Origin of the sequence: Acinetobacter sp. YH16044 (genome assembly GCF_013417145.1) — a bacterium.
GTDB classification, from domain to species: Bacteria; Pseudomonadota; Gammaproteobacteria; order Pseudomonadales; family Moraxellaceae; genus Acinetobacter; species Acinetobacter amyesii.
Genome location: NZ_VPEK01000005.1, coordinates 24,908 through 48,270 on the forward strand (window position 1 = coordinate 24,908; position 23,363 = coordinate 48,270).

The 23,363-nt window shown below is 40.2% G+C and carries 22 protein-coding genes, 1 other RNA gene and 2 pseudogenes; 15 read left to right on the top strand and 10 right to left on the bottom strand.

Going from position 1 to position 23,363, the window contains the following annotated elements:
• The first annotated feature begins 26 nt into the window (after positions 1 to 26).
• The 4 genes from FTV38_RS05015 to lpxA are packed head-to-tail and all read left to right on the top strand — an operon-like array spanning position 27 to position 2,877.
• The gene (locus tag FTV38_RS05015) at positions 27 to 527 is read left to right on the top strand and encodes an OmpH family outer membrane protein (protein WP_180021712.1); all 501 of its coding nucleotides are present in this window, start codon (positions 27 to 29) and stop codon (positions 525 to 527) included.
• Positions 528 to 530: 3 nt separating this feature from the next.
• Entirely contained in the window at positions 531 to 1,601 is a 1,071-nt protein-coding gene (gene lpxD / locus FTV38_RS05020; protein WP_180021714.1) for a UDP-3-O-(3-hydroxymyristoyl)glucosamine N-acyltransferase, read from the top strand.
• A 5-nt stretch (positions 1,602 to 1,606) separates the two neighbouring features.
• A complete protein-coding gene (fabZ, locus tag FTV38_RS05025) occupies positions 1,607 to 2,092 on the top strand; it encodes a 3-hydroxyacyl-ACP dehydratase FabZ (RefSeq protein WP_171263789.1) in 486 nt (161 codons plus the stop codon).
• Complete coding sequence (gene lpxA / locus FTV38_RS05030) at positions 2,089 to 2,877, top strand: acyl-ACP--UDP-N-acetylglucosamine O-acyltransferase (protein WP_168377606.1); 789 nt, start codon at positions 2,089 to 2,091, stop codon at positions 2,875 to 2,877. Before fabZ ends, lpxA begins: the two co-directional genes overlap by 4 nt.
• A gap of 59 nt (positions 2,878 to 2,936) precedes the next feature.
• On the opposite strand, the pseudogene FTV38_RS05035 reads toward lpxA, so the two are convergent.
• Positions 2,937 to 3,798 (bottom strand): annotated as a pseudogene (locus FTV38_RS05035) (YbgF trimerization domain-containing protein).
• Between the two features lie 291 nt (positions 3,799 to 4,089).
• Between FTV38_RS05035 and ffs the strand changes: the two are divergent.
• Positions 4,090 to 4,186, top strand: an RNA gene (gene ffs / locus FTV38_RS05040) — signal recognition particle sRNA small type.
• A gap of 108 nt (positions 4,187 to 4,294) precedes the next feature.
• Here ffs and FTV38_RS05045 read toward each other — a convergent pair.
• The 4 genes from FTV38_RS05045 to FTV38_RS05060 all read right to left on the bottom strand — a co-directional run bounded on the left by FTV38_RS05045 (position 4,295) and on the right by FTV38_RS05060 (position 7,344).
• Complete coding sequence (locus tag FTV38_RS05045) at positions 4,295 to 4,939, bottom strand: regulatory protein RecX (RefSeq protein WP_180021716.1); 645 nt, start codon at positions 4,937 to 4,939, stop codon at positions 4,295 to 4,297.
• Between the two features lie 81 nt (positions 4,940 to 5,020).
• Positions 5,021 to 6,064 carry a recombinase RecA gene (gene recA, locus FTV38_RS05050; RefSeq protein WP_078188713.1) on the bottom strand — a complete coding sequence of 348 codons (1,044 nt, stop codon included), beginning with the start codon at positions 6,062 to 6,064 and terminating at the stop codon, positions 5,021 to 5,023.
• 145 nt (positions 6,065 to 6,209) lie between these two features.
• Positions 6,210 to 6,650, bottom strand: a complete 441-nt coding sequence (locus FTV38_RS05055) for an RNA-binding S4 domain-containing protein (RefSeq protein WP_168377604.1) — start codon at positions 6,648 to 6,650, stop codon at positions 6,210 to 6,212.
• A complete protein-coding gene (locus tag FTV38_RS05060; RefSeq protein WP_180021718.1) occupies positions 6,643 to 7,344 on the bottom strand; it encodes an HAD-IA family hydrolase in 702 nt (233 codons plus the stop codon). The genes FTV38_RS05055 and FTV38_RS05060 overlap by 8 nt, the downstream gene beginning before the upstream one ends.
• 13 nt (positions 7,345 to 7,357) lie before the next feature.
• On the opposite strand from FTV38_RS05060, the gene FTV38_RS05065 reads away from it, so the two are divergent.
• Positions 7,358 to 8,209: a 3'(2'),5'-bisphosphate nucleotidase CysQ gene (locus tag FTV38_RS05065; protein WP_180021720.1), complete on the top strand. Its 852-nt coding sequence runs from the start codon at positions 7,358 to 7,360 to the stop codon at positions 8,207 to 8,209.
• Between the two features lie 69 nt (positions 8,210 to 8,278).
• A complete protein-coding gene (locus FTV38_RS05070; RefSeq protein ID WP_078188709.1) occupies positions 8,279 to 9,022 on the top strand; it encodes a histidine phosphatase family protein in 744 nt (247 codons plus the stop codon).
• A gap of 88 nt (positions 9,023 to 9,110) precedes the next feature.
• Here the strand turns inward: FTV38_RS05070 and FTV38_RS05075 are convergent, their stop codons facing one another.
• Entirely contained in the window at positions 9,111 to 9,554 is a 444-nt protein-coding gene (locus FTV38_RS05075) for a hypothetical protein (protein ID WP_180007777.1), read from the bottom strand.
• Positions 9,555 to 9,998: 444 nt separating this feature from the next.
• On the opposite strand from FTV38_RS05075, the gene FTV38_RS05080 reads away from it, so the two are divergent.
• The gene (locus FTV38_RS05080) at positions 9,999 to 12,593 is read left to right on the top strand and encodes a M66 family metalloprotease (protein WP_180021722.1); all 2,595 of its coding nucleotides are present in this window, start codon (positions 9,999 to 10,001) and stop codon (positions 12,591 to 12,593) included.
• A 105-nt stretch (positions 12,594 to 12,698) separates the two neighbouring features.
• Here FTV38_RS05080 and rpsT read toward each other — a convergent pair whose 3' ends face one another.
• Positions 12,699 to 12,965 (bottom strand): 30S ribosomal protein S20, encoded by a 267-nt coding sequence (gene rpsT, locus FTV38_RS05085; protein ID WP_078188707.1) that lies wholly within the window; start codon positions 12,963 to 12,965, stop codon positions 12,699 to 12,701.
• Between the two features lie 215 nt (positions 12,966 to 13,180).
• Here rpsT and FTV38_RS05090 point away from each other — a divergent pair, with 215 nt between their 5' ends.
• From FTV38_RS05090 to FTV38_RS05115, 6 genes and pseudogenes are all read left to right on the top strand, one after another.
• Positions 13,181 to 13,846 (top strand): NAD(P)H-binding protein, encoded by a 666-nt coding sequence (locus tag FTV38_RS05090; RefSeq protein WP_180021724.1) that lies wholly within the window; start codon positions 13,181 to 13,183, stop codon positions 13,844 to 13,846.
• Positions 13,847 to 13,856: 10 nt separating this feature from the next.
• On the top strand, positions 13,857 to 14,369 hold the full coding sequence (gene rraA / locus FTV38_RS05095) for a ribonuclease E activity regulator RraA (protein WP_168377554.1): 513 nt from the start codon (positions 13,857 to 13,859) through the stop codon (positions 14,367 to 14,369).
• 143 nt (positions 14,370 to 14,512) lie between these two features.
• Entirely contained in the window at positions 14,513 to 15,292 is a 780-nt protein-coding gene (locus tag FTV38_RS05100) for a glutathione S-transferase N-terminal domain-containing protein (RefSeq protein WP_180021726.1), read from the top strand.
• Between the two features lie 226 nt (positions 15,293 to 15,518).
• Entirely contained in the window at positions 15,519 to 16,202 is a 684-nt protein-coding gene (locus FTV38_RS05105; RefSeq protein WP_180021728.1) for a response regulator transcription factor, read from the top strand.
• Positions 16,203 to 16,255: 53 nt separating this feature from the next.
• Entirely contained in the window at positions 16,256 to 18,094 is a 1,839-nt protein-coding gene (locus FTV38_RS05110) for an ATP-binding protein (RefSeq protein WP_257228651.1), read from the top strand.
• Positions 18,095 to 18,136: 42 nt separating this feature from the next.
• Positions 18,137 to 18,511 (top strand): annotated as a pseudogene (locus FTV38_RS05115) (nitroreductase family protein); the annotation flags it as partial.
• 215 nt (positions 18,512 to 18,726) lie between these two features.
• On the opposite strand, the gene FTV38_RS05120 reads toward FTV38_RS05115, so the two are convergent.
• Positions 18,727 to 20,514, bottom strand: a complete 1,788-nt coding sequence (locus FTV38_RS05120) for an acyl-CoA dehydrogenase (protein WP_180021731.1) — start codon at positions 20,512 to 20,514, stop codon at positions 18,727 to 18,729.
• Positions 20,515 to 20,636: 122 nt separating this feature from the next.
• Here FTV38_RS05120 and FTV38_RS05125 point away from each other — a divergent pair, with 122 nt between their 5' ends.
• Positions 20,637 to 21,623, top strand: coding sequence for a GlxA family transcriptional regulator (locus tag FTV38_RS05125; protein WP_180021733.1), 987 nt, complete (start codon positions 20,637 to 20,639; stop codon positions 21,621 to 21,623).
• Between the two features lie 7 nt (positions 21,624 to 21,630).
• Here the strand turns inward: FTV38_RS05125 and FTV38_RS05130 are convergent, their stop codons facing one another.
• Both FTV38_RS05130 and FTV38_RS05135 read right to left on the bottom strand, forming a co-directional pair.
• Positions 21,631 to 22,830: an MFS transporter gene (locus FTV38_RS05130; RefSeq protein ID WP_373887004.1), complete on the bottom strand. Its 1,200-nt coding sequence runs from the start codon at positions 22,828 to 22,830 to the stop codon at positions 21,631 to 21,633.
• On the bottom strand, positions 22,814 to 23,260 hold the full coding sequence (locus tag FTV38_RS05135) for a MarR family winged helix-turn-helix transcriptional regulator (RefSeq protein WP_180021737.1): 447 nt from the start codon (positions 23,258 to 23,260) through the stop codon (positions 22,814 to 22,816). The genes FTV38_RS05130 and FTV38_RS05135 overlap by 17 nt, the downstream gene beginning before the upstream one ends.
• Between the last annotated feature and the right edge of the window lie 103 nt (positions 23,261 to 23,363).

Sequence of the window (23,363 nt, forward strand, 5' to 3'; positions counted from 1 at the left end):
GTATAACAAAATTACAGGTTGATAAGATGAATAAATTATTTGCTGGTTTTGCGGTATTGGGTATGTCGTGTTCTGCTGTGGTACATGCAGCGGGTTATGGTGTGGTTGATTTAGAAAAAGTGGTTGATCAAAGTACTTACATCAAGCAACAAAATGCTCAAATTCAACAGCAATTGAAACCACAAACGACAAAAATTGAATCACTGGCTAAAGAGCTAGAAGCAATGCAGCAAAAAGCTCAGCAGGGTGGTGATAAGTTGACTGCTGCGCAAAAGCAGCAAATGGGTCAACAGTATCAAACTAAACTTAAAGAGCTGACTGATTTACAGCAAAAAGTTCAAGCTTCGGTTCAAGGGAATATTCAGTCTTTAAATCGCACGATGGATACACGAATCAAGCAAGTTGCAGAACAATTGCGCACAGAAAATAAGTTAGATGTTGTTTTGAATAAAAATTCAACACTTGCGTATGACCCTAAGTTTGATTTAACTGATAAAATGATTCAAAAGGTTAATGCAATTAAATAATCAATGAATTCTCAAAAATTCAGTTTAGAAAAGCTTGCTCAACTTGTTCAAGGTCAATGTATTGGTCAGTTAGACTTGCAATTCAGTGGAATGGCAAGTCTAGAGAGTGCTCAACCGCATCAGCTTGCATTTTTAAACGCAGATAAATATCTGAATGAAGCTCAACAGTCTCAGGCTGGTGCGCTGATTGTGACTGCAGAGATGCAGTCACAAATCCCTTCACAGCAAAACTTCATTGTTGTACCCAATCCGTATCTGGCTTTCGCTATTCTGACGCATGTTTTTGAAAAAAAATCTGTAGAAACAGGAATTGAAAGTACTGCCCAAATTCATCCTTCTGCAATCATTTCTGATACTGCTTATATTGGGCATTATGTGGTGATTGGTGCGAATAGCGTGGTGGGTGAAGGAACTCGAATTGAATCACAAGTGAAGATTGATCATGGTGTTGAAATTGGTAAAGATTGTTTTATCGATTCGCATGTGACGATTACTGGTGAAGCCAAGTTAGGTGATCGTGTACGTATCCATGCAAATACGGTGATCGGTGGTGAAGGGTTTGGTTTTGCGCCTTATCAAGGGAAATGGCATCGTATTGCTCAATTAGGTTCTGTACGCATCGGGAATGATGTGCGTATTGGCTCAAATTGTAGTATCGACCGTGGTGCTTTAGATGACACAATTTTGGAAGATGGTGTCATTATTGATAACCTTGTGCAAATCGCACATAACGTCAAAGTTGGTGCAAATACAGCAATGGCTGCGAAATGTGGCATTGCTGGTAGTACAACTATTGGCAAAAATTGTGTGCTAGCAGGGGCTGTTGGTATCGTAGGTCACATTAATATTGCAGATAATGTGACAATTACCGGTATGTCAATGGTCACAAAAAGTATTTCCGTTGCTGGAAGTTATTCTTCAGGCACGCCAATGCTTGAAAGTGGTTCTTGGAAAAAGGCAGCAATCCGCTTTAAACAATTAGCAGATGTGCCATTGACCCAATTGGTCAAACGACTTGATCATATGCAGTCTCAAATTGAGTCCCTTGAATCAACATTTAAATTGCGTAAATAATTATGATGACAGAGTCGAATACCCCAGCTTTCACAAAACCTGAATTACCAATGACTATTCAGACTATTCGTGAATATTTGCCACATCGTTATCCGTTTTTATTGGTTGATCGTGTTGTTGAAGTGACTGACAACGGGATTGTAGGCTATAAAAATGTAACGATTAACGAAGAATTTTTACAGGGCCATTTCCCTGAATACCCAATTATGCCGGGTGTGCTGATTGTTGAAGCATTGGCGCAAGTGTCGGGTATCTTAGGTTTCATCATGAATAATGAGAAACCTTCAGCGGGTTCGTTGTTCTTATTTGCTGGTGCAGAAAAGGTCCGATTTAAAAAACAAGTCGTTGCAGGCGATCAACTTGTATTAAAATCAGAATTAGTGATGCAAAAGCGTGGCATTTACAAATATAATTGTGTTGCCACTGTAGATGGCGTAGTCGCAGCAACCGCGGAAATTATGGTTTCGCATCAGAAAACAGAGACAGCATGAGCAATAACGAATTAATTCATCCTACCGCCATTATTGACTCATCAGCAGTAATTGCTCCGGATGTGCAAATTGGACCATATTGTATTATTGGTCCTCAAGTCACAATTGGAGCGGGTACTAAACTGCATTCACATGTTGTGGTGGGTGGTTATACCCGTATTGGTCAACATAACGAAATTTTTCAATTTGCCAGTGTTGGTGAAGTCTGCCAAGACTTGAAATATGCTGGTGAAGAAACTTGGTTAGAAATCGGGGATCATAACTCGATTCGTGAACACTGTAGTTTACACCGTGGTACTGTTCAAGATCAGGGTCTAACTAAAGTTGGTAGTCATAATTTATTGATGGTGAATACACATATTGCACATGACTGTGTGGTAGGTGATCATAATATCTTTGCTAATAACGTCGGCGTTGCAGGTCATGTCCACATTGGTGATTATGTCATCGTAGGTGGTAACTCTGGTATTCATCAATTCTGTAAAATCGATTCTTACAGTATGATTGGTGGTGCATCTCTTATTTTGAAAGATGTACCTGCTTATGTCATGGTATCTGGTAATCCAGCCCATGCTTTTGCCATGAACATTGAAGGAATGCGTCGTAAAGGTTGGTCTAAAAATGTGATTCAAGGTTTACGTGAATCCTTTAAATTGATCTATAAAGATGGATTAACGACGAATGAAGCGATTGAACGTATTCGTACTGAAATTTTGCCTGAAGTGGCAGAAGCGCAATTGTTGATTGACTCACTTGAGCAGTCTAAGCGCGGTATCGTACGCTAAATGCTGCGAATAAAAAAAGACACCTTATAAGGTGTCTTTTTTTTGCGTTAAAAATAGGACTATTTTTTAACAAAGCCTGCTTCTTCAGATTTTGGATATTTTTGGGTAAGCTTGGTTTTGAGCTGCGTTGCTAAACTGCTATTTCGATCGACGTCTTTTGCAATGCTATACAGTTGATATAACGCTCTAGGCGCGCGGGTCGACTCAGGGTATTGATCTACCACGATACTATAGTTCTTTTTCGCTTCTGCGTAGTTGGTCGGTTCAACAGCAAGGTTGAACTCAGCTAACCAAAAATATGCATTGCTAATGTAGACGCTATTAGGATTATTCTTAATAAAGTTTTTCATTGGTGCAATGGCTTTTTTCGCACCACCTTGTTTATATGCATCTAAAGCAACGGTATAAGCTGCTTTCTCAAGCTCAAGTGAGTCACCACCTGCATTTACAGGTTGTTTTGCAGATGAGCTTAATGTTGCTTGGGTCGTAGGTTGTTTAGCTGGTGTAGGGGCTATATTAGCTGCTACTGGGTGCAGTACCTTGTTGGTTATCCTCCGCAGCCTCTGTGTCTTCACTCGGATCTACTTTTTGTTGGAGTAGCTCTAAACGTTGATCTAAATCTGCATAGCGGTTTGTAAGTTCACTTTTTAATTGTTCGATAATATTGTCTTGCTCTTCCATTTTACCGCGTAAGCTACGCAATTCATTTTCAAGCTGTTGGTTCTTCTGCATAAGCTGCCAATTCAAATTTGTTGGCGTAGGGGTAGAGCCAGCACCTGTTTGAATGGCCGTATTATTTGCTGTATACACAGTGCCATTATCTGCGCCACTCAAACCACGAGATTCAATTGGAATATTGGCAAATAATGCACCTGAGCAAGTCAATGTAAGGGCACACAATACATGCTGTTTAAACATCATAAAAATTCCATGTAGTTACAAGCATGTCCGTATTGAATAGTTTTATTACAGACAGCTTTAGATAAAACGATAAGCACATTAAAAACGCCAAAGATCTGAATTGCAATAAGCTTTTACAATCTTGCTGTGTATTAAAGTAAAAATATAGTGATGAAGTTTCACGTTTTCTACATCATCGACCATCATATTGATTTATAAATAATCAAACAGTGTTTTCTACTCAGGAATTCTTGGTTTTAGGCTTGCATGTTTATTAAAAATCTCTATACTCTGTTCTTGCAATGGTAGCCCTGCCGGTTACTTCGCAATTGTACTCTACAAACCCCGCCAGGACCGGAAGGTAGCAACGGTAGTAGAAATATGATGTGCCGAAGTCTTGCTGGTAGGGTTGCCACCAGTTTCAATAATAATAAATTAAACTTCCTCTCATTTTTTTTAACCCTAGATTCTTCTTTATTTTAGTTTTATTAATTCTTCATTTAGATCTATATCTTTGTTATTCGTCATCAAATTCTTTACGTGCAATCACTTTAAAAATCGTATCTAGATCGAATCCTCGATATTGTAAAAAACGTATTTGTTTGGCTTTTTGTTTTGGATCACGTTCAACAGCTTTGCCAAATTTTTTGATCTTGAGCTGGTAGGCTTCGGCGACCCAATCTGTTTCTTTTAATTCATCCTGAATTAATTCACTGTCTACTTTTTTATTTTTTAAAGCGAGCTTTATACGGTTGGGACCTTTACCTTTACGCTTTTGACTCGACAACAGCATTTCTGCTACACGTTGATCGCTTTGATAGTTCTCACGTGCGAGTTCTTCCACCAAGTGTATGACTTCTTCACGACTATCCGCATACAGTGCTAATTTCTCGATTAAATCCGCTTTTGAGTATTCTTTGCGTGTGAGTACTGCAAAGGCGTAGGAGCGTAGACGAGAGCCGCGCAGTCCTGGTTTTTTTTCAGCTTGAACATCTTTACCATTGGCATCAAAATGCAACGCAGAGTGATCGATCACTGAAGCATTGTCATGCGGGATGTCAGTTTGTGAAGCATGATTTACGCTGGTGGGTTCTTCAGCTTCTGCAAACTGTTGTTTTAGTGCTTCATAGTCGAGCAAGAGTGTAAAATGGTCTTTAGTCATGGGGTCATTTTAATACAAATTTTGAGTGCAAAACAAAACGCCCCGTAGGGCGTTTTTGTCCGCTATTAAAGCATGCTGTAATTAAGCATCTAAAAAGTCTGGTTCTTCTTCGTCTTTGTCTTCTACAGGTGCTGTACCCGTAGTCAGAAGTTGTTCACGAATCAGTTTTTCAATGGTTTGTGCAAGTTCAGGGTGTTCTTCTAAGTGGCGAATGGTATTGTTTTTACCTTGACCAATCTTGTCACCTTGGTATGAATACCAAGCACCTGCTTTTTGAACAATTTCTTGTTGTACCGCAAGGTCAACAAGTTCACCTAAATGGTTCACGCCTTTACCGTATAGAATTTGGAAAATCGCTTCACGGAATGGAGGAGCCATTTTGTTTTTCACAACTTTCACTTTGGTTTCTGAACCAATGATCTCGTCGCCTTCTTTCACTTGACCAATACGGCGGATATCTAAACGTACAGACGCATAGAATTTCAATGCATTACCGCCCGTTGTGGTTTCTGGGCTACCAAACATTACACCAATCTTCATACGGATTTGGTTAATGAAGATCACCATACAGTTCGAACGTTTTGCATTACCAGTAATTTTACGGAGTGCTTGGCTCATCAGACGAGCTTGTAAGCCCATGTGTGAGTCACCCATTTCGCCTTCAATTTCGGCGCGAGGGGTAAGTGCAGCGACCGAGTCGACTACGATCAGGTCAATGGCACCTGAACGTACCAGCATGTCTGCAATTTCAAGCGCTTGTTCACCATTGTCTGGCTGTGAAACAAGAAGGTTATCAATATCTACGCCAAGTTTACGTGCGTATTGAGGATCTAATGCATGTTCAGCATCGATGAATGCACAAGTACCGCCAGTTTTTTGACATTGGGCAATGGCTTGTAATGTCATAGTCGTTTTACCAGAAGATTCAGGACCGTAGATTTCTACGATACGACCTTTAGGTAAACCACCAATACCTAGTGCGATATCTAGTGTTAAAGAACCCGTAGAGACAGCCTCAACCGCCTGTACAGTATTATCACCAAGACGCATTACGGTGTTTTTACCAAACTGCTTTTCAATTTGGCTTAAGGCCGCATTTAACGCCTTGCTTTTATTATCATCCATCTTACAACCTCAATACGATGTCACGAAACAATATACTCAAGTGGATGTATTCAGTTTAAATCTGTTCCACGAGGGTATAGTGACAGAAATCATCCTTTTGTTCTATGAAAATCACAACAGGTGCGACATGTTGTGACGCTTTAACTTAATCATCATTATAAGACCATTGCTGGTCAAACTGTTGATCATTTTCTCTTTTAAATTTACCAATATCTCGACGATCTTTTTTACTTGGTCGATGATCTGGCCGAGCTAGATTATGCAACTTTCTTTGGGATGCGAGCAATTCCCGTTTTGCAATACTGACCTCAGTTTCATCATAAAGCAGCTGAGCGGTTGGGGCAGGCCCACGAACATCCGACAGTGCTTTCACCACCACGGTTTTTTTCTCAAGGCCTTGTGCAATGGTTAATTCCATGCCTACACGAACCTCACGAGAGACTTTAACGCGTTCGCCATTATGATGAACTTTACCGCCTTCAATAGCATTTTTGGCAATAGAGCGTGTTTTAAAAAAACGTGCAGCCCACAACCATTTGTCTATACGCATACCAACCGCATCTTCGGCTAGATTTGATTTACGCATATTTTTTCTGTTCCTCGACGTGCTCAGTCATTTGAGCTTCTAAAATAGGGATTAAATCTGTTAATGCGGACAGCATTGGATAATTACAAGTCTCTCGAGGCGCTTTGGCAGATGAAGGCTGTTGAATCGAATAGAGCTGTTCAATCCCAAAAAGTTTTGCACCATTGAGCACTTTTTCTGTGTCATCAATGAAGTAACAGTTTTTTGCATCGAAGGGATGTTTGCTTGCTAATATTTGCCAAAACTCAATAAACTCTTTGGCATGACCGAGCGTTTCTGAACTGACGATAACATCGAAAAAATCACGAAGACCGGTTTCTTTAAGTTTGAATTGTAAGCCTGCAAAGTCGGCATTGGTCGCAAGCCAAATAGGATAGCCATTTTCTTTAAGATAGGTAAGCAGCTCAATGCAGCCTTCGCGTTTGGCTACTTTGGCTTTTTGTTCTATTTGCATTTCCAGAACATCAACGCCAACTTGTGACGTCCAAAAGCGAGAGGAGTACCATTTTAGGGTATGATTATGCTGTTGATAAAAACTAAATAGCGTTTGCTTGCTTTGTTCGAGTGAGCACTGATGCTGTTCAGCATAGCGAATTGGCAGCAGCTCATTCCAAATGAAATCATCATAGGCAAGATCGAGTAAAGTACCGTCCATATCAAAAATGATCGTCGGCTTTTCTGAGTAATTTGGCATATAAAGGTATTCTATGTTTAAAACAACAACAGCACCGCAAGACCCACTGATTTTGCAGTTGGTTCCCATTGTGACACAAGCTTGCGAAATTTTGCGAGAAGAATATCAGCGTTATTGCTCAGGTGCGGATTTTGATGTGGAACGTAAAAGTGATGATTCACCTGTAACGCAAGCGGACTATCGTGCAAATAGCTATATTACTCAAGCATTATCCAAAGTTTCTAACTTGCCTGTATTGTCAGAAGAAGGTGACAAGTCTGAACGTATGCAATGGCAAAAATTTTGGCTGCTTGATCCCTTGGATGGTACCAAAGAGTTTTTACATAAAAGACCTGAATTTACCATTAATCTGAGTTTGGTAGATGGGGCCAATACCACTTTTGCCATATTGGCGATCCCGGGGGAATATAGCGTATATATTTGCCCCTTTGCGGGACTGCCGCTGAAATATGATAGCCAGTCCACTGCATGGTATGAATATGTTCAAACCTCTGCAGAGAGTGTCGTACACGTTGGCTTGAGTCAAAGTGCCAAAAATAAGCCGATTTATACGGACTATCTAGACGCTTTAGAAAAACTCACTCCTTTTCAGGCCTACCATGCTGGTAGTGCATATAAGTTTTGTATGATGTTAGAAGATCGAGTGGATATTTATCCGCGTTTTCATCCGACTTGTGAATGGGATACGAGCGCTGGACAATGTTTAATCGAGCGTATTGGTGGTGGTTTGGTTGATTTTAAAGGTCGCGCATTTCTATATAACCAACGCACGACTTTATTAAATGGTGGATTTATTGCATTTAAAAATGCCGAAATGAAAGAATTGGCCTTAAATGCTTTGGCAAACATGCCTGACAAAACTTGAGCTAAATCGGGTTCATGCTATAGTGTCAGCACACTCCGTTAAATCTCCTGCATTTAAGAACTGTCAATTATGGCCCTAGATTTGCTCCCTCCTAGTATGCTGAAAGCAATAGACTTATTGCCGGATGAAAAGACGCCTGTAACATTGTTTACACGTCATTCCATTCGTGAAGTTGTACAAGGACAAGGCTTGGCCGGTTATGACTTGCAACTGACCCATCAAGGACGAGATTTAGCCGAAGCGTGGGGCAGCTATTTGGTTGAAAATACCGATCGTGTTATTCAGCACTGTATTTCGAGTCCAATTCAGCGCTGTGTGGATACGGCGGCATTGATGATTCAAGGTGCAGATAATGTCACGATTGAACCGAATACCCACCATATCGAGATCATTGAACAAGGATTATTGGTCGAGCCGGGAAGTTTTGTGCTCGATATTAAAAAAGCAGGACCATACTTTCAAAAGCAAGGTGCTTTAGGCTTTATCAATAGTTTTGTGAATAATGCTTTGCCGGGTATGAAACAGCCCATTCATGGGGTGGTAGATGTTTTGGAGTTGATTTACAACACTCATCCAACCAATGATTATGGTCTGAGTCTAGCGGTGAGTCATGATACGATTTTGGCTGCAATTCTTGCCATTATTTCAGGTAAAAATATCGTGACACGCGAAGACTGGCCGAAAATGATGGAAGGTTTATTTGTTTGGTTTGAAGGAGATGTATTCCTTGAGTCAAAACTGAAATGGATTTGGCGTGGAGAACTAAATGAATTAAATATTCGTGAATTTCAGCAGGCTGAGCAGCAACTCTAAGTATTTTTGCGCATACAAAATATTTAAAAAAGGCATCCATGTACGGGATGCCTTTTTTATCTGCTTCAATATTTCATTAAATAAAAGATTAAATATTGGCTTTAATTCGTGCAGGATACTGATTTAAATCAATACTTGAACCGTCGTCACTATAAGGCCAGCGGCTAGTATTAACTGGGAGGTGCTGTTGGTGGATTCGACTGTATTTGTCTGCAGCAATCAATGTGGCAATGTCATGATCCTTAATGCTATACGCTTGTACGATTTCAACTGGATATTGTGTGCGTTCAAAAAATTCAGCTTCTGTTTCCCCTTGATGTAGCGCAAAGATGCGTTCTACAGCAGGTAAATACACGCCATATGCTAACCATGAGTCTACGCCTTGAGAGGCTTGAATCTCAGCGGTCGATTTCATATTTGAAATGACTTTACCTAAAATGTCTTTTTCACCTTTCGATGTAAAATATTCAATATATTGATGTTCTGCTTCTGCAAATTTTTCTAATGATGGCAAAAATTGGTTAATCGACATTTTTATCCCTCTTTTCATTTGTACAGCAATGGCTGCCTAGGATGAAAATTAAAATACCATAAAAAATATATGGGATTAAACCATTTCTAAAAATTTTTATTTACAAAGTTTCTAAAAATATCCTGACAATTTTTGTCGGGAATATACGATTGTATTTAAAGGACTACACCTTAATTTTAGTTGATAAGTGAAGTACCTGTCACAGCAATCGTGATTCAGCCAATACTAAATATTTAGATTTAATTTGAATTGTTAATAAGTGACAAAACGCGGCAATTGAATGATTAATAAAAAGAAAATAGCATTATATTTGTTGTAACTTATTGATTTATATATTTTATGTAAGTCTCTTAATTGGATTTTTTTGTGGCTAATTGGGGAATAGTAGTGAAAAGTGTGATAGGTTTTTCATATAACAAATTATCAATTTGTATTGTGTCATTAATGTTAGTTGCTTGTGGTGGCGGAGGTGGTGGTGATAGTTCAAGTGGCACTGCATCATCTGCCAGTTATCCAGAACCGACCCAAGATATAGTCGATGAAACAAGCATTGGTTTTTATGACTACGATGCCAATGATGCTGTTCGTGAAATACGTAATGATTTAGTCGGTAGCTTTTCCGCGCAAGTTCAATTTGGTCAAAGTCATGTCGTTGACCCGAATGCGAACGAAGCCAAGAAAATGCCACGGTTAACCAGTGAAAAAGAAGCGCTGCTTATCGTGACGCCAACACTTGATATGCAAAACATCAAGCAACTCAAAGTAGAAATCTATCAAAACAATCGCTTAGTTCGCACCGCGACATTGGATGATCCAACGCAGATGCCTGTTTCAGACCAAAGTGGGCAAAGAGGGCGTCCAGATGTTTGGTACAGTAAACGCGCGTGGACCACAACACTCAATTGGGATGAAGTTAAACCCGGTCTAAGATTAAAATTTATCGACGCAAATAAAGTCAGTGGTGAGTTGGCTGAAGATAAAATCGATTTTGCTGCACCAGGTGAATTGGTGTTGAATAATATCCGTATAGGAATGTTGACAGATACACCCAAATCTTCAGGTCATTACATGCTTTTAGAGCCTGAAAAAGCAGGGACAGATTACTTTCAGACTATTCCAGCTGCAGAAATGACGGTCGCGCAATATGATGATGTTAAGTTGAACCGTGTAATGGTCTCGTCAGGTGTCATTTATGACAGTAAAAGTGCCGGAGATGGTGGTGTTTACGCAGGAGACATGCGTGAGGATGTCGGTAAATCAACCTTTAGTGTCGGTATAAACCTTGCCAACTGGGGCATTACCAGTGCATCTATGGCCAACCAGAGCCAGCCACAATTAACCCAAACAGTAGTTGTCCATCATACGAAGGGGAACTATGCCAATGGTGTGCATACTCATGGACTGAGTGGTGGTAATGGCATGCTCACGCTTTATGATTCTGTAGGGAATGAATTTAGCCATGAAATTGGCCATCACTATGGTTTAGGACATTACCCTGGTCAGGTAGGTGACAATCTATTTTGGGCTGCACATCATGCGGACAGTGGATGGGGTTATATTGCCAATCGTCATATGATGCGCGGAAATCTATCATGGACGGCGACATGGAAGTGGGATGGTAGTAATGGGATCCCTAATTTTAAAAATTTGTTTCCGTACGGAAAAGATGCCATGTCCGGCGGGTATCCTGATAGTAATGTATCACGCTACACACACTATACGGGTTACAGCACATTCCTGAAAATTCAACCACACTTTGACCGTTATGTCTGGGATGAAACTTCGCCTACCGGCTACAAAAAGTGGAATAAAACCACTCGTGAAATGGAAGTCGCTCAACCGAAGATGCCAAATTCGACGGCTCCGGTTTGGTATAACGCAGATCAAAATTATCCACGACCACGAGTATTTGGTCAGCCTGTCATTACCATTTTAGGTGGTTATGATCCTGTCAATCAAGTCGGTTTGTTATATCCTGCGGCACGTTCAAACTGGGGTAATGTTTATGATTTAACGGCGGCCAATACGGCCTTAGACCAAGCTGCATGTTGGTTGAATGTGCAATACACGAATAAAGTCAACAATATTGCTTTAGCACCTGTACGACTAGGTAGTAATGCCAATAAACTGCATGTCAATTTAGCTTTGGCAGATCAACCACAGAAGGTCAATTTATACTGTAAAAAAGCAGGTGAAGAAGCCAAATTATTAGCAAATATTGATATTCCAGTTTACAGCACAGCGATCAAGCCGGCCGTCAAAATTGGACGTCAGCATGGTTATAGTGCTTTGCGTGCTATCGAACTTCCTCAATTAGAAAGTGCTTTGGAAGCGCAAGCTGCAAATGCTGTTGTTGCTCTTAATCCAACTGAAAAAATGCTGTATGAGTCATATAAAAATGACATGTCATTGATGAATAGTGTGGCGCGTCAGCAATTAACCCGTTATGAGTCGCAACAAAACACAGCATACCGACTAAATCGTTGGATGAATGTGTATGCACAAGACCTAACCAATCAAATACCTGAGGCGCAAAGCGCACTCGAAGCATTTATGAAAAAGCTTTCAGTCACTCAAGAAGGTCTGTTCGAGCAGGCGACATTGATCAAAAATGGAAACAACTGTTTGAAATCTGAAACCTTAACTGATGGAGCATTAAATTTGTACATCAGTGGTCCAAGCGGATGTACTGCGGATGATACTGAACAGTGGGTATATGATGCCATTGGTCGTATACACAGTAAGTCAAATCCAGATCAATGCGTAACAGGCAACGGTGGTTCAGCTAAAGTGACGCTAGAACGTTGCGTGTTAAACCAAACCAATCAAATTTGGACCATGGACCCTGCGACTACAACGATTCGTCAAAGTGGTCAATGTATGGATTTAAATACGGGACGTTTGCAAAATAACCGTGCGGATTTAATTCGATATAGCTGTACCAATGGTGGCAATCAACGTTGGACAAATTTGACAGCAAGCCAAAACTTATTATGGACATATTTATCAGCGACGAATATGAAACTGATTAATAAATAGCCTATAATTAAAAAAATAAGGTCCATCGAGGACCTTATTTTTTTGCTTTTAAAAACCTATAGGTACAAAAAAAGCCCTAAAAAGGGCTTTTTTTATCGCAACAAATTAGTTAGCTAAAGCTTTAACTTGTGCATTTAAACGGCTCTTATGACGAGCAGCTTTGTTTTTATGGATGATGCCTTTATCAGCCATACGATCGATAACAGGAACAGCTTTTTTGTAAGCTTCTGTAGCGACAGCATAATCACCAGCAGCAATAGCAGCTACTGTGCGTTTAAGATAAGTACGAACCATAGAACGTAAGCTTGCGTTGTGTTGACGTGCTTTAACGTTTTGACGAGCACGTTTTTTTGCTTGAGCAGAGTTTGCCACTCGTGCACTCCTTGAAATAGATTGGTCTGGGCGGGCTGAAATTACATCTGAAAACCAACATCAGAAGAACTATCACCAGCCCGTAAACAAGTGCCATATTGTGATTAAACTAAGCGCTTAAGTCAAGTCTTGACATGCTTTGACAACATTTTAGATGCAGAAAAATTTTAAAGAAAACGTTAGATTAGTCTAAAGTGATTGAGATTGTATGAAAAATGACTAAAAGTATAGAGAATGCGATTGTCATCGGAGCAACAGGATTGGTCGGGCGGGAGCTGGTTCGTCAGCTCAGTCAAAATGCAAGATGTAAGAATATTACGGCTGTGGTACGTCAGCGTGACCATGAACTGAATGGACTGGCAAAAGTTCAACAAATGGTGATCAGTGACTTTCTTTCTCTGACTCAGGATGATGTGAGAGATTATAGTCATGCCTTTAGTTGTTTAGGCTCGACCATTAAAAAAGCAGGGTCTAAAGATCATTTTTATCAGATCGATTTTAGCATCAATGCGCATTTTGCTGAATTATTAGAATATACAGAAACCCATTTGATCATAGTTAGTGCTATGGGCGCTGACGCCAATTCCGCATTTTTTTATAATCGAGTCAAAGGGGAATTGGAATATTATTTAAAAACCTTAAAGTTAAATCAACTTTCGATATTAAAGCCTTCGCTGTTACTTGGCGAGCGTCATGAATCTCGACGTTTAGAAGATGCGACACAGAAACTTTATATGCGCTTTTCGCATTTTGTACCAGACCGTTTCAAATTTAAGCCAGTGACAGCACAGCAAGTGGCTCATACTATGGTCGATGCAGCACAAACTCAGACTGAAAAGTTCGAGATTTATGATAATTTACGCATACTAACAATTAAATGAGGGAAATACCGTGTCTACAGTTCCATTCGTCACCTGTGATTTACTTGATGATCATCCAGATAAAGAATTACAAGTGGTGATCCCGTCGTTGGATGGTAAATTCTTTCAAAGTTATGGTGCACGAAAAAGTTTTGGCGGTCAGGTGATGACGGTCAAATGTTTTGAAGATAACTCTCGTGTTAAAGAATTATTGGCAACCGATGGTACGGGTAAAGTATTGGTTGTGGATGGTGGTGCGTCGATGCGCTGTGCCTTGATGGGTGATATGATTGCTGAATCTGCAGTTAACAATCATTGGAATGGCGTCATTATTTACGGCTGCGTGCGTGATGTTGATGCGATTGCCGAACTTGATTTAGGTGTGCATGCTTTGGCTGCGATTCCACAAAAAAGTAACCGCAAAGGCGTGGGTGAAACAGATATTCCATTAAGTTTTGGTGGTGTAAACATTCAGTCTGGTGATTTTATTTATGCTGACAATAACGGCATTGTTGTTTCAAAAGAGCAATTGGTTGTTCTTTAAGTGGGTTTGAGTTTTTAGTCATGGAATCAGTTGGCATTGCTTACTTATATACGACGATATAAATCTGGAAAAAATACAAACTTCAGCTGAGGACTCTCGGCTGTTGTATAAAAATACGAAATAAAAGAAGAAAGGAAGAATATATGTTGTTGCATCAATTAAAAGTGGCGCAAGCGTTGCTCTCAGGCGTAGCAGAGGGCGGACGAGGTACAAATGGGACGTCTTATCCCAAACAACCTGATAAAGCCCTTAAACTGTACGAATTTGAAGGTTCTCCGTATTGCCGTCGTGTGCGTGAAGTTCTGACCACGCTCAATTTGGATTATGAGGTCTACCCATGTCCAAAAGGGGCTAAAAAGTACCGTTTGGATGTGCAAAAATTAGGTGGAAAACAACAATTTCCTTTCTTGGTAGATGACAATACTGGGGATCGTTTGTACGAATCACAGCAAATTATTCATCATCTATTTAAACATTATGGCAAAACAGGCCAAACCCCTAAGAAATATGCCAGTTATCCTAAAATTCCGTATGTTGCCTATGTTGGTACCTTAATTAATGGGGCTCAAGGGGTGTGGGTGCAGCGAAAAGCCATTCATCGTGATGCACCAACTCAACTGTTAGAACTGTGGGGCTTTGAAGCGAGTCCATATACACGCATCGTACGTAGTGCATTGTCTGAAATGGAGTTGGCATATACCTTTCATAATGTGGCTAAGGAGCGTTGGCAAGATCAGGGATTAGCGGTAATGCGCCTAAAACCTGGTAAATATGTACCCCTGAAAGGCGGTAAGCGTGAACAAGTGTTAAAAATCATGGGGAACAATATTCAAGTGCCATATTTGAAAGATCCTAATACTGGTGTAGAACTTTTTGAATCTGAAAAAATTGTAAAATATCTGAAGAAGCAATATTTGAGCTAATCACACTCAAGTTTAAGCTAAGTGCAGTGTATAGTCAGACTGATGGCTATACACATATTGTAATGTTAAATGGATTTAAAATTAGAAGAAAAATGCATCATAGCTGCATCAATTGAATTAGAATAAATTGTTAAAAAATAAGAAATTTACTTAATTATAGGGATATCCTAAAAGGATTAAACTCATTAATGTAAAAGACATTTCATTTTTTCGGGGGAAGTAAATCATGTCACCACAAGAAGTCATACTACCCGTACTGGTGCTCGTCGTTGAAGATGAGGAAATTATTCAATTACGTTTACGTCAAATTTTGACAGAGCTGGGTTATAAGCGTGAAGAGCTTATCTTCACCAAAAATGTTAAAGAATCTATTCAAGCCGTAGAGACCCAACCGATATCCTTAGCCTTAGTTGACTTAGGTTTGCCTGATGGTAGTGGTATCGAAATTATTGAAAAAATACGTTCCCTCGAAAGTAATACCATGATCTTGGTTGTCTCTGCATGGAGTACACAAGAAAGCTTATTTGCCGCAATTAAAGCAGGTGCAACGGGCTATGTATTAAAAGAACGTGATGATGCTGAAGTACTTTTATCTATTCGGAGTATTTTACGTGGTGGGGCGCCGATTGACCCATTTATTGCACGAGAAATCCTTAAACAAATATCCGAAGCCGAAGCGCCAAGTCCAGAACAAACAGTCGCCGATGAAGCAGACTTGAACCTCTTGACCAGTCGTGAAAAAGAAATTTTATGTTTGGTTGCTCAAGGTTTGAGTAACCGTGAGATTGCTGAACAGCTTTTTGTTTCACGCTATACGGTAGAAAGCCATATTAAACATATTTATCGCAAATTAGCCGTAACGAAACGAACCAAAGCCGTGAGTACAGCAAGATCTATGGGTATTCTATAATGCGTAAAGGAGGATATTTTTTCTTATTTATCCTCTGTTTAGTATGGGGGAGCTTGAGTCATGCAGAGCAAGTTTTCCCTGTAAATGATCAATGTAATGTAACTGTGAATAGCATTTCACGGGTGAAGACACCATCCAATCAAGAATTACCCAGAACGGGATGGAAAACCACGCAATTACCTGACCGTTGGAAAGAAGATAAAGACTGGGAGGGTTATCAAGGTGGTGCTTGGTATAAATTAGACTGGTCTTGGTACTGTAAAAATAATGCGCGTTTGGCAGAACCCATCGCACTATATGTTGATTACATTATTAATACGGGTTCAGTCTTTCTGAATGGCGACTTGCTGTGGACCAATAAAAATCTTCAAGAACCGGTCTCTAAAAGTTGGAATGTTGCACGCTATTGGATTTTACCGATAAGTGGAATCAAGCATGATCATAATGAAACCTTGATCTATGTTTATGGCTACTCGAGTCTAAATGCTGGCTTGGGTCCGGTGAAATTTAACAATGTCATGGCAACGGTAGAGCAAGCCGAAAAAACAACATTTACACGTCGGACCATATTACAGTTAAATATTTTTCTTTCTGGGGTCTTGGGTCTAATTTGCTTTATCATTTGGTTGATGCGTCCTCGTGATACGAGTTTTGGCTGGTTTGCGCTTTCAACAGTGCTGTGGATTTTATTTCTCAGTAATGCCCTGACTACTGAAACCTTTCCATACCCAGATTCGGTTTTTTCTGCCAAAGCTAATCTGATATTTGTAATGCTGTACTTTCAATGCTTTAGCATTTATATCTTACGCTTTCTTGGGCGTAAGTTTCCACGAATAGAACTGTCATTTACAATGTTTACTGCTGCACTGATTGGCGTGGTGTGTATCTGGCCATTCGAACAAAATGCAGATATTTCGAGCCTTATTTTCTTTTTATATTGTGCATTCTTTTTTATCACTTACCTCTATCTGTGTAAAATTAGTTTCAAAGAACGAAGAAGAGACTATATTTTATTAGCAATCTGTTTGACTGCGATAATTGTGATAGTCATAGCTGATATCACAGTCTTGGTGCTCTTTCCAAAAGAAAATTTTACACCTTTATCACCCTTTACTTCACCGATTATTACCCTATTTATAGTGGTGATCTTGGGGGCGAGGCTCAATCGTAATATTCAGAAAATTGAAAAATATAATGATGATCTGGCATTTGAAGTTCAGAAAGTCAGTGATGAATTATGCAGTAGCTTGAATGATAAACATCAGCTTGAACTGAGTAATGTACGCCTGCAGGAACGCATTAAATTATCGCATGATCTGCATGATGGTCTGGGCGCATCCATTGTGCGCTCGATGATCTTGGTTGATCAGTGTGAAAGTAATATTCCAAACAGACAGTTCTTGTCGATGTTGAAATTATTGCGCGATGATTTAAGGCAAATTATTGATAGTGGATCATCTTTAGACAGTAAAGTGCCAGATTCACCTTTGCTCTGGATCGCACCTGTTCGACATCGCTTTAGTCAGTTGATGGATGAAGTGGAAATGAATGCCAAATGGTGTATTCCTTCGCAGTGGGCGATCAAACCAACAGCAATTCAGTGCCTGACTTTAATACGAGTAATTGAAGAAAGCCTGACCAATATTGTGAAACATAGCCAAGCTAATCATGTCAATGTAACGCTGTCACAGTTCGAGAATGGCGCATTGTTATTAACCATTGAAGATGATGGCGTAGGTTTTGATGTTGAGAGTGTTTCAAATCATGGCATGAGTATCGGCATGCGAAGTATGAAAATGCGTGTAGAACGGATAGGTGGGAATTTCAAAATTCATTCTCAGCAAGGCTGCACGATTATTCATACAGAAATTAATTTAAAATCAGCTGCATAAATATCTCTAAATGAGCATAATTAAATATCAACAGACTCTACTGGTGAAAGCGAAAAATTTGGGGGCTTAGTCGCTGACAAATTAAAATCTTATGCAAAAGATGAAGAAAGTGCTGCGAAGACGACGGGTAAAATGGCAAGTTTTGCAGCAGGATTGGGTACGGTTCTGTTCTTTGAAGATTTAGATGTGGTCAGTGCTCTACAAGCACAGTTTCCTTCTTATGCAGAAAACTTTCCAATTTGGGCAGAACATTCAACTGCCATTGCCCAATTTGCGACTTGGACTGCGTTACACACCGAAGGTTTAGGCGCATCACTACAGCATTACAACCCAATTGTGGATGAACAAGTACATGCTGAATGGGACATTCCTGCGCATTGGAAACTTCGTGCTCAATTGGTTTTTGGTTCAGAGTAAGGTGAAGCGAAAGAAAAAGGCTATATGGATGATGCAGCTCGTTTTAAAGTCTTTCAATAATTGCAGCGTATAGCACTCAATTTTGACAAAACAGGAACGAAATCTAAGTTCCTTTTTTTATTGCAGTTTTATTGAGATAGATAGGGTTGGACAAGATTTTCATCCGTGAAAACCTTGTCCAAATTAGCCCATTGAGGACTGAGCTAAACGGGTGACTAGAACCAACTTTCTTGCATGTTGAGGCAAGTATCATCAAGTTCTAGCAATAACGTGGCTTGATGTTCTATTTCAGGCAATTCCCAGCGGATATAATATTGCGCGGCTTGTAATTTACCGGCTAAGAATTGTTGATCTTCAGCTAAATCTGAATGTTCAAATTTCACAAGGGCTTGATTGGCCATTTCAAGCCATAGCCATGAAATGATGACTTTGCCCATCATGTCTAGATACAAGGCAGAATTACCCAGTGCCTGATCGACACGACCTTGGGCGAGGACTTGTCCCAAACTTTGTGTGATTTTCTTCACCGTGTTTAAATGCGCTGAAAAAATTGCTGCAAGCGCTTCCGTTTTTGGATGTTGAGCTTGATCAATCGTATTTTGCATACGTTGTAATAACAGCATCAAACCTTTGCTGTTGTGCTGCCAAAGCTTACGACCCAACAAATCCAAAGATTGAATACCAAATGTACCTTCATGGATCGGATTTAAGCGGTTGTCGCGATAACATTGTTCAAGCGGATATTCACGGGTATAGCCAGCGCCACCTAAAACTTGGATGGCTAAATCATTGGCTTTGGGTCCATAGGCAGAAGGGAATGATTTGACAACAGGGATAATTAAATCTAATAACAGCGCACTATCTTCATTGTTAGCGGCTTGATGTTCATCAATTAATCGTGCAGCAAACAAACATAATGCAAGTGCGCCTTCGACATAGGATTTTTGTGCCAAAAGCATCCGTTTAACATCTGTATGTTGAATAATATTGACAGGTTTTGCGGCAGGATTTTTATCTGAAACTAAGCGGCCTTGTGGACGATTCTTTGCATATTCGAGCGATTCTAAATAGCCACGGTATCCAATCATGGCTGCACCTAAGCCGACTCCGACTCGCGCTTCATTCATCATCTTAAACATATATTTAAGACCAGCACCTGCTTCACCAATCAGATAGCCAGTACATTGATCTTTTTCACCAAAGCTCAGTACTGTCGATGTTGTACCTCTGTAGCCCATTTTATGCAATAAACCAGCCAGTTGAACGTCATTGGCGCCTGCAAGTGAACCATCACTCAGGGTTTTAAACTTTGGAACAATAAACAGCGATATACCTTTCACGCCCTGAGGTGCGTCTTGGATGCGAGCAAGGACCAAATGCACGATATTTTCAGTGATGTCTTGGTCACCCCCTGAAATAAACATCTTTTGGCCTTTGATGAGGTATGTTCCATCGGCTTGCGGTATGGCTTTTGTGGTCAAATCACCTAAAGATGAACCCACATCAGGTTCAGTCATGGCCATCGTTCCTGCAAAGCGACCACTGAACATATACGGTACAAACATATCTTTTTGTTCGGTCGTACCGAAAGCCTGAATCACATTTGCAGCCGCAGCGGTTAGAAAAGAATAAGCCACTGACGAAGGATTTGCCGACATGAAATAGGCATTTGCAGCCATATTGATCAAAGTCGGAAGTTGCATACCGCCTGCATCATAATCATGCTGCGCACAAAGCAGGCCGGCATCTGCAAATTGTTTCCATGCCGTTTTGACTTCAGCAATGGTTTTAACCTGTTGACCATCAAAGGTAGGTTCGTTTTGATCGGCTGTTGCGTTATGGGGGGCAAAAAAGTCTTGAGCAATACCTTGTGCAGTTTCTAGGATGCTTTTGAAGGTTTCAGCATCATGCTCAGCAAAACGTGGGTAATACGTTAAGTCTTGCGCTTTAAACACGTCAAATAGCAAAAAATTTAAATCTTTGTCATTGATTAACTGCGCCATTGCTCAATCTCTAATCGGGTTGAATTTTATGCATCAAGCCTAGCAGTTGATTTTTGGATATAGAATTGTCAATAATGACACTTAATAGGTCAAAAATGACATTTTGATAATTTGAACTTTAAATGAAGAAAATTATAATTTTAGCATTTGATGGTGCTTTGGCTTCAGCGATTACTGGAGTTGTTGATCTATTTGCAATGGCGGGAGTCAGTTGGAACCGGATTCAAAAACAAAATGTGCAGCGGCTATTTCAGGTTAAAATTGCCTCACAACATGGTCAAGCTGTGCAATGTATCAATGGCATCAAGCTTTATGCAGATTTAGCATTTTCTGAAATAACAGATGCAGATATCATCATTGTTCCAACGATAGGCGCGCCGATCTTAGATGTTTTAGCGCAAAATTCAGCGCTAATCGAGTTATTAAAAACTCGGCAATTGCAGAGCGGACTGATCGCAGGAAATTGTACGGGTAATTTTTTTCTGGCAGAAGCAGGGCTTTTAGATGGTAAGCAGGCAACGACGCATTGGGGCTTTCAGCAAATGTTTCGTGAACGCTATCCTTTGGTCAAACTGAATGCAGATCAGCTCATTAGCCATGACCAAAATATCTATTGTGCAGGCGGGGGCTTAGCATGGTTTGATTTGGGACTGCACCTAATCGAACGTTTTTATGGTTTTGAAACGGCAATCCACACGGCAAAATCATTTGTATTGGATTATCGTCGTGATAGTCAGTTGTCCTATTCATTATTAAAAATATCTAAACCTCATCAGGATGGTTTGGTACAAAAAGTTCAAGATTGGTTGGAACAGCATTATCATGAAAATATTGTCTTAGATGAACTTGCGGCGCAGTTTAATGTGACAACGAGGACATTGATTCGACATTTTAAAACGGCTTTGGATATTCCTCCCAATCAATACTTACAATCGATACGGATTGAAGCTGCACGAAAGCGTTTAGAAGAAACGGGACATGCTTTAGATCTAATTATGCGAGATGTTGGCTATAGTGACCCAAGCTCATTTCGACGGTTATTTCAAAAAAAAACGGGGCTGAGCCCCTTAGAATATCGTCGACGTTTCAGCCGACGATTTGATGTTTAGTTATAGTCTAAGCCGTTCGAACGGTATAACGACCATGTAAAATGTAGTAAGCACCAATACATGCAAAGGCAGCAAATGCGCTATACAAATACAATTGTGAGTAACCAATATGGTCGAGCAATTTACCGATAAAGTATGGTCCAAAGCCTAAGCCTGCATCCAAAAATATAAAGAAAGTCGAAGTGGCAAAGCCCATACGTTCAAGCGGTGCACTTTTCACGGCAACTGTTTGGCAGACCGACTGAATATTGCCATAACCGAGTCCAAGTAAGCCGGCACAAAGTAAAAGCATCCATGAACTCTGAGTGATGCTGAGCAATACCAATGCCACGCCCATAATCACAAAAGCAGGGTAGATCACAATATTTTCACCTTTACGGTCCATCAACGGGCCAGTAAATGGGCGAGAAATTAAAATCGCAATGGCATACATCAAAAAGAAAAACGAGGCTGTTTCAACCAAATCGATTTCTTTGGCGTAGAAGTTAATGAAAGATAAAACACCTGAATAGCAGATTGAAGCGAAAAGCATGATGAATGATATCGGTAATGCTTTCGGTTCTACAAATTGAGCAATCCAACTTGGTTTTTTGACGGCTTCAACAGTATCAAGAGGTTTATTGATTTTGGGTAAATCGGGCACTTGAATCAGTAAGGCAACCAATAGGCAGCTCAATGCGATAATCGTAGAAACGATAAAAATCGCGTGATAACCAATGTGTAACATCATCCAAATTGCAAGAAATGGCCCAATAGCCGTACCTAACGTACTACTCATGCTGTAGTAGCCAATGCCTTCACCCCGACGTGTCGCTGGTAAGATTTGGGCAATTAAGGTACCCAGCACTGTTGATGCCATACCCATCATAAAGCCATGCATAAAGCGTATGAAGAGCAACATGCCGACGCCAGACTGAATGAAGTAAAAACCAGAAAAAATTAAAAAGCCAATTAAACCAACGATCAGTGTCGTTTTACGTCCAAAGCGTTCTAGGAACTTGCCTACCAATAAACGCCCGACCAATGTGCCGACAATGAACAAGCCTGAAACTAAACCTGCTTGGGCTGTAGTCGCACCCAATTCAGCCACCGCATAGCCCACGATCACCACAACCAAGAGATAAAAGGTTAAAACCAATTGGAAGTTAATGGCGCTGACTAAAATAAAATTTCGAGTCCAAAGTGGTGCGTTATCTTGCATGATCATCACCTATAGTGTTTTGTTCAAGTTCTTGCATGACACGGTGTAAAATTTGAATGGAGTGTTGGATATCTTGGCTTGCTAATGGCGCGATCAGGCGCTGCTCAAAGGCATCTATGTCTTTTGCACATTGCTGAAATAACTCACGTCCAGTCTCGCTGAGCATCATTTTCTTTTGACGTTTATCGTCAGTTTGTACATGACTCAAAATATCCATCTGCGCAAGAATTTTGACACGCTTAGTGATGGATGGCTTGGATACGTTTAAATATTCAGCCATTTCAATAGATGTACAAGCGGTTTTTTCACGGATGACAAACATGACTTGCCAAAGCGAATAGTTCAATTGATAGGGTAGTAAAATCATGTTGATTTCATCACTTATGAGACGCGCACAGCGCAGAAGTGAAGAGCGGAAACCTAATGAGGTATTCATGATAGTTAACTAGGGTAACTAAATTATCGCAACTTTACGACTTATTTATTTTGAATTCAAGTGAACAACTCAAAGCATAAAAAACAGGTATAAAAAAACCTGT

Coding starts and splice junctions, on each gene's coding strand:
- FTV38_RS05120 (WP_180021731.1), bottom strand. CDS start 20,514: ATGGCGCAGTTAATCAATGACAAAGATTTAAATTTTTTGCTATTTGAC.
- FTV38_RS05090 (WP_180021724.1), top strand. CDS start 13,181: ATGACTAAAAGTATAGAGAATGCGATTGTCATCGGAGCAACAGGATTG.
- FTV38_RS05070 (WP_078188709.1), top strand. CDS start 8,279: ATGGCCCTAGATTTGCTCCCTCCTAGTATGCTGAAAGCAATAGACTTA.
- FTV38_RS05060 (WP_180021718.1), bottom strand. CDS start 7,344: ATGCCAAATTACTCAGAAAAGCCGACGATCATTTTTGATATGGACGGT.
- FTV38_RS05100 (WP_180021726.1), top strand. CDS start 14,513: ATGTTGTTGCATCAATTAAAAGTGGCGCAAGCGTTGCTCTCAGGCGTA.
- lpxA (WP_168377606.1), top strand. CDS start 2,089: ATGAGCAATAACGAATTAATTCATCCTACCGCCATTATTGACTCATCA.
- FTV38_RS05135 (WP_180021737.1), bottom strand. CDS start 23,260: ATGAATACCTCATTAGGTTTCCGCTCTTCACTTCTGCGCTGTGCGCGT.
- recA (WP_078188713.1), bottom strand. CDS start 6,064: ATGGATGATAATAAAAGCAAGGCGTTAAATGCGGCCTTAAGCCAAATT.
- FTV38_RS05075 (WP_180007777.1), bottom strand. CDS start 9,554: ATGTCGATTAACCAATTTTTGCCATCATTAGAAAAATTTGCAGAAGCA.
- FTV38_RS05125 (WP_180021733.1), top strand. CDS start 20,637: ATGAAGAAAATTATAATTTTAGCATTTGATGGTGCTTTGGCTTCAGCG.
- fabZ (WP_171263789.1), top strand. CDS start 1,607: ATGACAGAGTCGAATACCCCAGCTTTCACAAAACCTGAATTACCAATG.
- FTV38_RS05080 (WP_180021722.1), top strand. CDS start 9,999: ATGTTAGTTGCTTGTGGTGGCGGAGGTGGTGGTGATAGTTCAAGTGGC.
- FTV38_RS05015 (WP_180021712.1), top strand. CDS start 27: ATGAATAAATTATTTGCTGGTTTTGCGGTATTGGGTATGTCGTGTTCT.
- FTV38_RS05065 (WP_180021720.1), top strand. CDS start 7,358: ATGTTTAAAACAACAACAGCACCGCAAGACCCACTGATTTTGCAGTTG.
- FTV38_RS05055 (WP_168377604.1), bottom strand. CDS start 6,650: ATGCGTAAATCAAATCTAGCCGAAGATGCGGTTGGTATGCGTATAGAC.
- FTV38_RS05130 (WP_373887004.1), bottom strand. CDS start 22,830: ATGATCATGCAAGATAACGCACCACTTTGGACTCGAAATTTTATTTTA.
- lpxD (WP_180021714.1), top strand. CDS start 531: ATGAATTCTCAAAAATTCAGTTTAGAAAAGCTTGCTCAACTTGTTCAA.
- FTV38_RS05045 (WP_180021716.1), bottom strand. CDS start 4,939: ATGACTAAAGACCATTTTACACTCTTGCTCGACTATGAAGCACTAAAA.
- FTV38_RS05105 (WP_180021728.1), top strand. CDS start 15,519: ATGTCACCACAAGAAGTCATACTACCCGTACTGGTGCTCGTCGTTGAA.